The sequence below is a fragment of the Pinibacter soli genome, from assembly GCF_029961145.1.
Taxonomy (GTDB): Bacteria; Bacteroidota; Bacteroidia; order Chitinophagales; family Chitinophagaceae; genus Pinibacter; species Pinibacter soli.
Window position 1 is genome coordinate 50,838 of sequence record NZ_JASBRG010000003.1, and the last position, 12,192, is coordinate 63,029.

At 40.8% G+C, this 12,192-nt stretch carries 9 protein-coding genes; 1 reads left to right on the forward strand and 8 read right to left on the reverse strand.

Annotation, left to right across the window (positions count from 1 at the left end; translation table 11 throughout):
- Positions 1–7 precede the first annotated feature (7 nt).
- A complete protein-coding gene (locus QJ048_RS04690) occupies positions 8–3,070 on the forward strand; it encodes an ATP-binding protein (RefSeq protein WP_282333170.1) in 3,063 nt (1,020 codons plus the stop codon).
- 71 nt (positions 3,071–3,141) lie between these two features.
- Here QJ048_RS04690 and QJ048_RS04695 read toward each other — a convergent pair whose 3' ends face one another.
- The 8 genes from QJ048_RS04695 to QJ048_RS04730 all read right to left on the reverse strand — a co-directional run bounded on the left by QJ048_RS04695 (position 3,142) and on the right by QJ048_RS04730 (position 12,152).
- Entirely contained in the window at positions 3,142–4,191 is a 1,050-nt protein-coding gene (locus tag QJ048_RS04695; RefSeq protein WP_282333171.1) for a glycosyltransferase family 9 protein, read from the reverse strand.
- 225 nt (positions 4,192–4,416) lie between these two features.
- Positions 4,417–5,427, reverse strand: coding sequence for a glycosyltransferase family 2 protein (locus tag QJ048_RS04700; RefSeq protein ID WP_282333172.1), 1,011 nt, complete (start codon positions 5,425–5,427; stop codon positions 4,417–4,419).
- A gap of 367 nt (positions 5,428–5,794) precedes the next feature.
- Positions 5,795–6,913 (reverse strand): ABC transporter permease, encoded by a 1,119-nt coding sequence (locus QJ048_RS04705; protein ID WP_282333173.1) that lies wholly within the window; start codon positions 6,911–6,913, stop codon positions 5,795–5,797.
- Complete coding sequence (locus tag QJ048_RS04710) at positions 6,910–8,016, reverse strand: ABC transporter permease (protein WP_282333174.1); 1,107 nt, start codon at positions 8,014–8,016, stop codon at positions 6,910–6,912. The genes QJ048_RS04705 and QJ048_RS04710 overlap by 4 nt, the downstream gene beginning before the upstream one ends.
- A gap of 110 nt (positions 8,017–8,126) precedes the next feature.
- Positions 8,127–8,870, reverse strand: a complete 744-nt coding sequence (locus QJ048_RS04715) for an ABC transporter ATP-binding protein (RefSeq protein ID WP_282333175.1) — start codon at positions 8,868–8,870, stop codon at positions 8,127–8,129.
- 17 nt (positions 8,871–8,887) lie between these two features.
- The gene (locus QJ048_RS04720; RefSeq protein ID WP_282333176.1) at positions 8,888–9,826 is read right to left on the reverse strand and encodes an ABC transporter ATP-binding protein; all 939 of its coding nucleotides are present in this window, start codon (positions 9,824–9,826) and stop codon (positions 8,888–8,890) included.
- A 26-nt stretch (positions 9,827–9,852) separates the two neighbouring features.
- Entirely contained in the window at positions 9,853–10,788 is a 936-nt protein-coding gene (locus QJ048_RS04725) for an HlyD family secretion protein (RefSeq protein WP_282333177.1), read from the reverse strand.
- Between the two features lie 101 nt (positions 10,789–10,889).
- On the reverse strand, positions 10,890–12,152 hold the full coding sequence (locus tag QJ048_RS04730) for a TolC family protein (RefSeq protein WP_282333178.1): 1,263 nt from the start codon (positions 12,150–12,152) through the stop codon (positions 10,890–10,892).
- Between the last annotated feature and the right edge of the window lie 40 nt (positions 12,153–12,192).

Consider the following 12,192-nt stretch of genomic DNA (forward strand, 5'->3'; position numbering starts at 1 on the left):
TAACCTGATGACCGGAGCCAAATTAGAATCAGCTTCGTTGCTGCTTTTTGAAGGCGGTGGCGAAACGGGTGAGCTGATGAAGTCGATGGATTGGGGAAATACTGTGCTCGGAAGTGTGGAAGAATGGCCCCAAAGTTTAAAGACCTGTGTGCGTATTGTTTTGACTTCGCGCCAGCCAATGTTTGTATGGTGGGGAAAAGAGTTGATTAATCTTTACAACGATCCGTACAAGGCCATTGTGGGCGGCAAACATCCCTGGGCTTTGGGCAAGCCAGCATCTGAAGTATGGTCGGATATTTGGGATGAAGCAGGGCCGAGAGCACAAATATGTCTGCAGGAAAATACCGGCACATACGACGAGGCTTTATTGCTCATCATGGAGCGCAACGGTTATCCCGAAGAAACCTATTACACTTTTTCATATAGCCCCGTTCCTGGTGAAGACGGAAGACCAGCAGGAATTATATGCGCAAATACTGACGATACAGATCGTATCATTGGCGAACGCCAATTGAGAACTTTAAAAGATCTGGGCAAATACATTCTTGATTGCACAAGCAATGAAGAAGCTTACCAAAAGACCATACATCTTTTAAAACAGAATCCGCACGATTTTCCTTTCGCTGCTATTTATGAATTAAAAGATAAAAAGGTTGCAAAGCTGCAAGATGCAACAGAAGACCGTTTTAAGACGCTTTTGCCCGATGAAATAAATATTCAATCGCAGCAGGGCATAGCTTCCCTTTTTCAGCATGTGATTGACGAAGGCAAGTTGAAGGTATTTAAAAATGCGCAACAGGTCATAGGCCAGGTTACCGGAAGTGCGTGGACAAAACCGCCAAATAATTGTCTCGTGATTCCTCTGATGCAATCCGGTCATCCATTTCCTTTTGCACTGATGGTAATTGGTTTAAATCCATTTCGCCAGCCTGACGAAAAATATCTTGATTTCTTCAGACTGGTAGCTGACCAGGTGGCAACTTGCATAAGCACGTTGTACGCATATGACCAGGAGCGTAAACGTGCAGAGGCACTTGCGGAAATTGACAAGGCGAAAACACTTTTTTTTAGCAACATCAGTCACGAATTTCGTACACCGCTTACTTTGATGCTCGGTCCGTTGGAGAACATGCTTAGCAATGCAGATGATTTGCATGATGATCATATTGCCAATATAGAATCTACGCATCGCAATGCCATGCGGTTATTGCGACTGGTTAATACATTGCTTGACTTCAGCCGCATTGAAGCAGGTAGAGCTCAGGCTCGTTTTTCGCCCGTGAATTTATCTCAACTCACTACAGACATTTCCAGCACATTCAGAAGTGTGATAGAAAATGTGGGACTTGAATATAAAGTGAGCATAATGGAGATGAGTAATAAAGTGTACGTTGACAAGGAAATGTGGGAGAAAATAGTGTTGAATCTTTTATCTAACGCCTTCAAATATACGCTGTCTGGAAAAATTGAAATACAGCTGAAAGAGAAAAATGACAATGTGCTGTTGAGTGTCAGCGATACGGGCATTGGCATTCCTGAAAAAGAATTGCCGCGATTGTTTAACAGGTTCTACCGTGTGAAGAACGCCGGCGGTCGCACTTATGAAGGAACTGGCATTGGACTTTCGCTTGTAAAAGAGTTGGTAGAAATGCACAACGGAACCATCGGCGTCGAAAGTAAAGAAGGCGTCGGAACCGTCTTCAGTGTGTGTATCGCGGCTGGAAAAGACCATTTGCCGGTAGATCAAATTCAGGAAAGAGACGATGAAATTTTTACCACTTCTCTTTCGAGCATTTATGTAAATGAAGCCATAAGCCTTACCGGTGATAAGCAACGGAAAGATTCAGTTGCCCCGTCAAAAATAAATGGAAAAAAATATCGTGTTCTTGTAGTAGATGATAACAGCGATATGCGTGACTACGTAGGTCGTTTGCTCAACAAAGAATACGAAGTAGCGACAGCAGAAAATGGTAAAGATGCATTGAGCAAAATTTATCATCAAAGACCGGATCTTATTCTAAGTGATATCATGATGCCTGTAATGGATGGTATTGAATTGCTGTATGCCCTCAAAGGCAACGCTTCAACTGATACCATCCCGGTTATTTTTATTTCGGCAAGAGCAGGAGAGGAAGCGAGAATAGAAGGCTATAATATTGGTGCAGATGATTATCTCGTAAAACCGTTCTCCTCCAAAGAATTATTGGCAAGGGTGCGCTCGCAATTGAAAATTGCCAACATGCACAAAGAGGTCAATGACGCATTGGAAAACAAAGTGAAAGAAAGAACAAAGGAACTGCAGAAGGCATCCGAAAAACTTGAGCAGACAAACACAGAACTCAGAAGAACCAATAAAGAGCTGGAACAATTTGCTTATGTGTCGAGTCACGATCTGCAGGAGCCGCTTAGAAAAATACAAACCTTTGCTGATCTCATCAACAGGAACATTGAACTGCCTGCGTTTGATGTAAAACGTTATCTCGAAAAAATAAACGCATCTGCTGAAAGAATGTCGATCTTGATAAAGGACCTTCTTAACTTTTCTAAACTGTCTAAAATAAATGAGGAGTTTGTACAGACCGACTTAAACAAAATCCTGACGGATGTTATCAGCGATTTTGAGGTGTTGATCAAACAAAAGAATGCTGAGATAAAATTCACTTCTTTGCCGGTTATCAAAGCCATTCCATTGCAGATGAACCAACTGTTTTATAATCTTATCAGCAACGGCTTGAAATTTAACAACCAGGAAAAACCTGTTATAGAAATAAGACGTGCCATTGAAGAAGGGAAAGATATTTTCAATACCAAATGTGAAGTTGCAAAAGACCAAAGCTACTTGCACTTATCATTTAAAGATAACGGAATAGGATTTGATCAATCATATGCTGACCAGATCTTCACCATATTTCAGCGTTTGAATAGCGATAAACAACGTTTCAGCGGAACAGGCATTGGCCTTGCTATTTGCAAAAAAATTGTGGAAAATCATCGCGGGTGCATTGCTGCGCACGGCGCGGAGAATGCGGGTGCGACGTTTGATATTTATTTGCCTGTGGCAAATGACTGAATAACTGAAAGTTTAAAGTTAAAGAGCTTGGCTAACATAAGCTTCAGTTATTCGGTTAATCAGTTATTCAGTTATTGTTCCTGAAACTTTATCGGCACCAACTTGTCCTGCTCGTGCGAAGTTGATGTTTTGCTTTTTAGTTTGTTGAGCATGAGTACTACCTGCATAAAAACTTTATCTACCTGGGGGTGTTTTTGCCAGTCAAAGAACAGATGTTTCTTTTTGTTTAATTTCTCCCATTCATCGCAGCTGCCATCGACATTAACAACTACACTCGGCGTTTCGCACGCAATGGCCATTTGCGCCATGGCAGTGCAACTGCTTACCACCATCAGTGCATTTTTAACAAGCACGCCCCACACGCCAAGAGAAGTTTTACCGGTAAGATCAATTACAGGATAGCGAATGTATTTGATCACTTCGTTGTTAATATCCGCGTCCTCTTTGGAGCCGGTGATCAACAATGTGTATCCCTGTTCTACAAAATAGTTTGCTATAAGAGCAAAGTAGCGGCGTGGCCATTGGCGCCAAACACCACGTGCGCCGGGATGAATGCAAATGAACTTCCGGAAATAGAGAGGAAGAAGCAAGTGCTCAAACTCTTTGTAATCTTTTTCGGTAAGGGGAAATTCGAGTTTGTTACTGGTCGTTTCAATACCCAGATGATTGAGTAATTGTAGCAACCGGTCAGTGGTCGTTTTGCTTTCATCATATGCAATAAAGAGATCAGCGTTTAAAGGATGTTCCTTTGGATAAAAACCTGCAACATATGTAGCACCAAATAACAAAATCATTTTGTTGATGCCGGTGCCATCATTATGCATTTGCAAAATCAAATCAAACTTTTCGTGACGCATCATTTGCACAAAATGCAAGAATGTATGTGCATCTGTTTTCGGTTCTTTCAATATTTCGTAACCGGGAAATTCAATGAAACGATTGATGTATTGCGGAAAACGGGAGACAAATGCAGACGCAGACTGTTTGCTGACCAAAGCTATTTCAGCATCAGGAAATGCTGCTCGTAAAGCTCTGAAAGCAGGCACGGCAGATATCAAATCCCCAAGAGATAAAGCGCGGAAAATGGCAATTTTGCGAATGTTGCCTTTGTCTAAAATCATGAACGAAAATTTTAATCACAATATTTTTCAGTCTCACAGTCGCAGGATCGATGTGATTAAGATTTCACGGGCTGAATTGTTACTGGAAAAGTAGAAAGTAAAAAATAAAGTTTCAAAAGCTTAGCGTTTATACGTTTTGGAACCAAGACAACAGAATCTTTTTAGGCTACACTAGTGCTTGCAGCATTCAGTTTTTACTTTTGATTTTTTACTTTTAACTTAACACTAAGCAGACGCTGGAATTCCATCGCTGCTGTTAAAATAGGATTCGTATTTCTTCTTGTTTCTGGAGAGATGCAATATTCTGAGCTTAAACGTGCTGCTCAAAGACCAATAAATAGAAAGAAATGGCAGAAACATGGACGTGGCCATCATTTCGACAATATTGGTAAAGGATGGAATAATGTTTTCCATTCGCTTGATGGTAAGCAAAATAACCATCAGGAACCATGTTGCTAAAGCAATCAATGCAAAAGGATTAAGATCCCAGAACCAGGCCACAAACGTAAACGCGAAAAGAAGTGTCATGATTGTATAATTGATCCACGGTATGCTCTCACTGCTGCTTCTGAACAATTTTGACTTGTAAACATGTTGTCTTGACTGCCAGATGTTGATTCCCCAGTTAACATCTCTCACTGCATTGAAACTGGTCGCACCCTCTACTTGTATAAAAGGAACATTGCTGGTGAGCATTTTAAAATGCAGCGCATTTTGATCGCCCCAGCTTCTCGAAAAATCTTCATCAAAACCTTTTATTTTGCTGAGCGTTGTTTTAGTGCTTGCACAGTTTGAAGCTGATATTGGTTGCACTTCATTCTTTGATGTATCGAGAAGTGAAACCCTGCTCGTATTTACGTTGCCGATGAACACAATACTTTCATGTTCGTGTTTCAGATGTTCCATCCAAAAACTTTCTGCCCAGTCCGCAGTTGCTACGTGGTCGTCATCAATAAAAGCCACGAGTTCTCCTTTTGCCATCTGCCACCCTAGATTTCTTGCTGCATCTCTTCCTTTTTTATAAGGCAGGTAACAAAAAGTGATTATGGGTGTTTCCGGCCTTGATTTGATAAGATCAAAAACAATCTGATGGGTTGCCATGTCGGGACCGTCGGAAACAACAATAATCTCGTACTTGTTTTTATCGAAACTTTGAACCAGCAAGGCTTTTAGGCATAGCAGCAACGCGGCTGGATGCTGATATGTGGGGACTACGATTGACAGGCAGATGTTCATAATTTGGAGGTAGAAGATGAAATAAAATGTTTGAGGTTCAACCCCATAGGGGGAACAATCAAATTATATACCCTCCCGGATTCCAAATATTCAAAGAGCTCAGAAATAGTAGGGTAGAAAAAAATCCACAGTTTTAATAGCACGCAGATGACGCTGATTAGACTGATTTGCACTGATTCTTTTTGATTTTATACAAAAGGGAGAGGTTGTCAAGGAGTTCAGAGTTGCTTTTGGGAGGCGACTGCAAGAACATTAGATTGTATCCCAGCAAACAAATCCTTTGTACCCTGGCGATCTCGCAGGAAATTTTCTGTAGAAAATAAATCAGCGCAAATCAGTCTAATCATTGTCATCTGCGTGCTCCCTCTCAACTTGTCTTACGGTAATTCCAGATCGCCCAGCTATTCAGCACAACGGCGAAGATGATCTCGATGAAGAATTGTTTTTTGATGTTGGCAAATGTGCTGCCTTTTAGTACGATCATGCGCATTACTTCAACAAAGTGAGTGACAGGCGTAAGGTTGGAAATCACTTTTGCCCACTGTGGCATATTTTCTACCGGACTAAACAATCCGCTCATTAAAATAAAGATCATCATAAAGAAAAATGCTACAAACATTGCCTGCAATTGATTACTACTGTAAGTGGATACGAGCAGTCCGAAACCAAGTAATGCAATCATATAAACGCTAACAAACAAATACAGTGTTGCAATGCTGCCCACTGGTATGATGCCATAAACGAACCTCGCGATCAACAGACCCAGCGTAAAATCAAAGATGCCAATGAGCCAGAAAGGAATCATTTTACCTAAAATAAATTCCCATTTTTTAATTGGCGTAACGTTTATCTGCTCTATGGTTCCAATCTCTTTTTCACGAACAATATTTAATGCAGCTACGAATCCCCCCACCATTGTAACCAGCAATGCGAGGATTGCAGGTACCATAAACTTATGATAGTCCATCAAAGGATTGAACCAGTTGGAATAATCGATGCCAATGGTACTTACAGCGCCGAGTCGTTGTGGCTGCACCCATTTTAATCGTACGTCGCTGTTGAAATCTGTGAGTACGGTAGTGAGGTAGGCGCTGCCAATAGAGCCCTTTACACCGTTGATGGCATCTGCGGCAAGGAAGACTTTTTGATTGTTTTCACGAATAAGATTGCGTTCAAAATTTTGCGGTATTTCAAGAATGATGTCTGCCTTTTCATGCTCTACAAGGTGCAGTGCTTCCTTATAAGAATCGCTGTAATTCGCTATACGAAAGTATCCGGACGCCCCGATCTTATTAACCAGTTGCTGCGTATAAGTTGAATGATCATGATCTACGATCGCAACATTCACATTCTTAACATCGAAATTTGCTGCCAGTGGCATTACCAGCAACTGTATCATTGGCATGATGAAGATGAGTGGCAACAGGCCCTTGTCGCGAAATATCTGTTTAAATTCTTTGCGCAATAAAAATTTTAATGTTCTCATGCGAGTCGAATTTTAAAGTTTCTAAAACTAACGGTTAAGAGAAAAAAGCACATGCCCAAAAGAATGAGTGTTTGTTTCCATACCGCCTGCAATCCAAGCCCTTTCAACATGACAGCCTTCACCACATAATAATACCAACGTGATGGAACTACATTCGAGATTATCTGCAACGGCAACGGCATATTCTCCAACGGAAAAAGAAAGCCCGTGAAAAGTATAGTGGGCAGCATCATACCCATCATAGAAATGAGCATCGCTGTCTGTTGTGAATTCGTAACGGTGGAAATAAGCAAACCCAATGAAAGACAAGTGATGATGAATAGGGTGCTTTCCATTAGCAGTAAGAAAATATTCCCTCTGATCGGCACGCCCAGTACATAATTACTCAGCAGCAGAATAACAATAAGATCAATGAATGACAATGCAAGAAAAGGGATCACTTTTGAAAGAATGACATATAGCGGTTTAAATGGCGAAACCAAAAGGATTTCCATTGTGCCCAACTCTTTTTCTTTTACAATGGAAACAGAAGTTAGGGTAGTGCAAATGATCATCAACACCAATGCTATAACGCCGGGAATAAAGTTCATGGAGCCGTTTAACTCAGGATTATAAAGCATTCTCAGCTCCGGTTGTATTTGATAAGGAACTTGAACGTTTGCATTGATTTCCGCTTGATAGTTGCTAATAATAGAGATCAAATAGTTTGTCAGCGTTCTTGCAGTGTTTGGATCACTTGCATCAGCTATGATTTGTATGCTGGCTTTGTTTGTATGTTTCAGGTCCTCATTAAACGAAGATGGAAATACGATCGCACATTTTATTTTGCCTTGCTTAAATGCTTTGTCCATGTCGTCGTACGACAAAATATTATGCTCAATGGTAAAATAACTGCTGGCTGCAATCTTCGTAATGATCTTTTGCGTCGATGCGTCTTTTGAATAATCGACTACGACAATCTTTGCATTCTTGATTTCGCTGGTGAGCGCAAAACCAAAAAGCAAGATTTGCATTATAGGTAAACCAAAAAGAATCAACAGTGTTCGCTTGTCACGAAACACGTGATAAAACTCTTTTCTTACAAAGACTAAAAATTGTTTCATTTAGTTGAAAGTTGAGAAGGAACGCAGATTTTCATGATTGTCATGATTTTTATGATATCGATTCGCTTTTGACAAATCATGATAATCATGAAAATCAGCGTTCCGATTTTTTAATTGTCCGATCGTTTTGCACCTCTGGCCAACTCATAGAATACATCATTCATCGTTTCGGCTGAGAATTGTTTTTTCAAATTCGTCGGCGTATCAAGCGCATCAATCCTGCCATCAACCATTATAGAAATGCGATTACAATACTCTGCTTCGTCCATGTAGTGTGTTGTCACAAACACTGTAATGCCGTCATCTGCTGCCTTGTAAATCAAATCCCAAAACTGTCGGCGCGTAATGGGATCAACGCCCCCCGTTGGTTCATCCAGAAAGACGATTTTTGGTTTGTGAATGATCGCAACTGAGAATGCCAGTTTTTGTTTCCAACCCAAGGGTAATTCACCCACCATTTTCTTCGCTTCTTTTTGCAGTCTCAAAGTGTTGACAAGTTCTTCCCCTTTCTCCTTTAGTTGTCTGTCTGATAAACCATAGATGCCACCAAAGAATTCAATGTTTTCAAGAATGGAAAGATTTTCATACAGTGAAAATTTCTGACTCATGTAGCCGATATTTCTTTTGATCTTTTCCTGTTGATTGAACACATTGAAACCCGCTACCGTTGCTTCTCCCGAACTCGGAAAAGAAAGCCCGCAAAGCATGCGCATGGCGGTGGTTTTGCCCGCACCGTTTGCTCCAAGAAAACCAAATATCTCACCTGAATCCACTTCAAATGAAATCTTGTTCACAGCGACGAAGTCGCCGAACTGCTTTGTAAGGTCCTTGCATATGATGGCTTTTTCTTCCATGGCTCTAAGTTTGTTAATCAATGTTGTTTGATAAGCGAAGCCTCTGTCATCAAACGGATAAAACTATCTTCGATTGTCGGCTCAATTTTTTTGATCTCAATACCTGAATTGTTCTTTTGTTGCAGGTACGCTGTTAACTTTGACTCAATCTGTGCCTCATCATTTTTGAAAGTTGTATGCAAGTACTCGCCGAATGCATACACGCTCTGCAGATTTTCATAAAATCGCACATCATTCAATATTTTGTGCATATTATCCGCTTTTACAGCATAAAGTTGTTGAGGGTAGGAGGCGACTATTTTTTCGGGTGTATCAACAGAAAGCAATTCGCCGTTTTGAATAAGCGCAATGCGTTCGCATAAATTGGCTTCGTCCATATACGGTGTAGAAACCATGATGGTGATCTGTTGTTCTTTCAATCGTTTCAGCATTTCCCAGAACTCCTTGCGGGAAACGGCATCCACCCCGGTTGTTGGTTCGTCTAGAAACAAGACCGTAGGCTTGTGAATAAGCGCACAGCACAGGGCCAGCTTTTGTTTCATGCCTCCGGATAGTTTTCCCGCACGTCTTGTTTTGAATGGTTCTATTTGAACGTAGATGTCTTTTATAAGATCATAATTTTCAGAAATGCTGGTGCCAAACAACGAAGCGAAGAAGGTAAGGTTCTCCTCAACAGTCAAGTCCTGGTAAAGCGAAAATTTGCCAGGCATATAGCCAACGCAACCTCTTATTTGTTTATAATCTTTCACAACATCAAAGCCGTCAACTGTTGCCGTTCCTTTATCTGCGATCAGTAGTGTTGTGAGTATGCGAAACAAAGATGACTTCCCTGCACCGTCCGGTCCAATCAGTCCAAACAGCTCGCCCTTCGCCACTTCCAGCGAAATATCATTCAGTGCAGTAACATTGCCCTTGTCGTATGTCTTCGTTATATGTTCAATTTTAATAGCGCTCATGCACTCTCCATTTTCAAATTTTCAAATTACAGTATCACTTCGCCGTACATTCCTATTTTCAAAAATCCATCATTTTTCACTCTTACTTTCATTGCGTAAACAAGATTCGCTCTTTCATCCTTTGTTTGAATTGTTTTTGGTGTAAACTCAGATTTGTCGGATATCCAGCTAATATTGCCCTGGTAGGTTTTGTAATTTTTTTTGCCATCATCAATGCGTACTAAGACTTTTTGTCCCTGCCTGATTTGTGACAATTGTGTACCTGAAATATAAGCTCTCAGATAGATTGTATCGATGTTTGCGATTTTGTACAACGCTTTACCCAAGGTTGCCATTTCGCCTTGTAATGCATACCTTGTCAGCACCACACCTGCGAGTGGATTGATGATATTGCCTTTCCTGATCTGATCATTGTATGTATCAACAGATTTTTGCAAAGGAGATTTTTCACTCATAATGCTCCTGTTTTGCGTAGCAATATTTGTCTCCTGCAAAACGATCTGTTGTTTGGTAGCATTGATCTGCTTTTGCAATTGATCGATCAATGCATTGATATCATCCAGTTGTTTACGCGTTGCCGCATCAGCTTTTACCAGGTTTTCTGTTCTTGTTTTTTCTCGTTGTTGTTGTTCCAGTTGAGATTGTTGAACAGCCAATTGCTTTTTGGTCAGTTCCAGTTGGGGGCGCGGATCTGTTGTTTTTTCTTTTAAAGATTGGATAGTGGCCTGTACTTGTTCCCGTTGAAATTCCACACCGGCAACATCTATTTTTCCTACAACCGCATCTTTCTGTATTGTATCTCCCTCAGTGACTGTAAAAGAAAGAAGCTCTCCATTTTGCTGAGCAGATACAATGACTTCGTCTGCCTCAAAATTTCCCGATGCATCATAATCTTTTTTATCAGCATTGCACGCTGCAAAAAGGGTAGTGATCAGTAAAGCAAAAGTGATTTTATGTTTCATGAAATATCTTTTGAAATGTTATTATTGATGGATGCTATTGTTTTTTTTCACAGGGCGAATGCGATTCGCCCCTGCCATTTTCAATTTTCAATTTTCAACTTTCAATTCCCAGCGGTGTTCTTATAATTATACTGCGCCTGCAGCATCTGGATCTCGTGCAACGCTGCATTTAATTTGGCCTGGCTTTCATCGTTAACCTTTACGATGAAGTCATGCGTTGTGATCACGCCATTGTCTAACTGGGCATTGGCAGCGGTTTTGATGGCGCCTCGCAGATCGATAACTTCCTGGTCCTGTTGCAAAAGTTGTTTGTATTTCAAAACGTCTTCGCTTTGTTGAGACAAAGAGAGTTGCGTGTTAAACAAGAATGTTTCTCTTTGTACGTCAACATTGGAGCGGTTGATGCTGATCAACTGCTTATCATTTTTGTTGGTATAAAATCCTGTTATTGGCCAGTTAAAACGTACGCCAACCATGCCATACCAACCGAAATCGTTGCTGATGAAATTGTAAGTCGGCCTTCCGTAATAGCCTTGTGCAAATGCGCTGACTTTGGGAAGATGTGCAATTTCAACTTGTCTTTCCTGTATGTCGAATAGCTTCTTTTGATAATCGTATTGTTGCAGTTCAGGTCTGTTAATGTTTGAAGACAATGTCTGGTTGCCCGGTTTTACAAGCTGCACATCGTCTGTAATGGCTAAATTGATCAGGATGGAAAGCATGTTCGAATACGCTTTTCTATTCGCCTGCAGTTCAGTTTTGTTTTGATCGGCGTTGATCATTTCTGCCTTTAGTTCATCAACGCTGCTTTTGAAGGCAGTTCCATTGTTATAAGCGCCTTGTGTTTTTCTTAGTGCGCTTTGTATATCATTTTTCTTCAGGTCCGTTAATTCAATTTGCCTGCCAATCAACAAAATACCAAAGAACAATTGGTTCACCCGTTCTCTTACTGCGTATAAATTTACTTCCAGCGTTTGCTCCTGCAGAGCAGCATTGGCCGCTTGTGTTTCCTTTGAATATTTTATCGCGCCGCCATCGTAAATGGTTTGCGTTAACTCTGCACCTACTTTATAAAGCTCCTTACTAAATGTTGGATAGATCGTTCCCTGCAGGGCTTTCGGAAATTCAACAACATCAGACTGATACGTAGCCTGCCCCACAATGTTGATCTGCGGCAGATACCCTTTTGCGGCATTGTCAATTGAGTAATCCCTTGATTTAGAAATAAGGTCGCGCTGTTTTATCAGCGGATAGTTTTGCTTCGCCCGCTCGTAGCATTCTTCAAGCGTAAGCTGCTTTGTCTGGCCCATGACGGAGAGACAATGTAAAGCAACAAGTAAAGAAATGGTGATTGATTTATACATCCTGCTCGAATTTTTAAAATAATGTATTCATTTGATTACC

Excerpts from the sequence above, each read along its gene's own strand:
- QJ048_RS04690 (WP_282333170.1), top strand. The coding sequence starts at position 8 with ATGACCGGAGCCAAATTAGAATCAGCTTCGTTGCTGCTTTTTGAAGGC.
- QJ048_RS04695 (WP_282333171.1), bottom strand. The coding sequence starts at position 4,191 with ATGATTTTAGACAAAGGCAACATTCGCAAAATTGCCATTTTCCGCGCT.
- QJ048_RS04700 (WP_282333172.1), bottom strand. The coding sequence starts at position 5,427 with ATGAACATCTGCCTGTCAATCGTAGTCCCCACATATCAGCATCCAGCC.
- QJ048_RS04705 (WP_282333173.1), bottom strand. The coding sequence starts at position 6,913 with ATGAGAACATTAAAATTTTTATTGCGCAAAGAATTTAAACAGATATTT.
- QJ048_RS04710 (WP_282333174.1), bottom strand. The coding sequence starts at position 8,016 with ATGAAACAATTTTTAGTCTTTGTAAGAAAAGAGTTTTATCACGTGTTT.
- QJ048_RS04715 (WP_282333175.1), bottom strand. The coding sequence starts at position 8,870 with ATGGAAGAAAAAGCCATCATATGCAAGGACCTTACAAAGCAGTTCGGC.
- QJ048_RS04720 (WP_282333176.1), bottom strand. The coding sequence starts at position 9,826 with ATGAGCGCTATTAAAATTGAACATATAACGAAGACATACGACAAGGGC.
- QJ048_RS04725 (WP_282333177.1), bottom strand. The coding sequence starts at position 10,788 with ATGAAACATAAAATCACTTTTGCTTTACTGATCACTACCCTTTTTGCA.
- QJ048_RS04730 (WP_282333178.1), bottom strand. The coding sequence starts at position 12,152 with ATGTATAAATCAATCACCATTTCTTTACTTGTTGCTTTACATTGTCTC.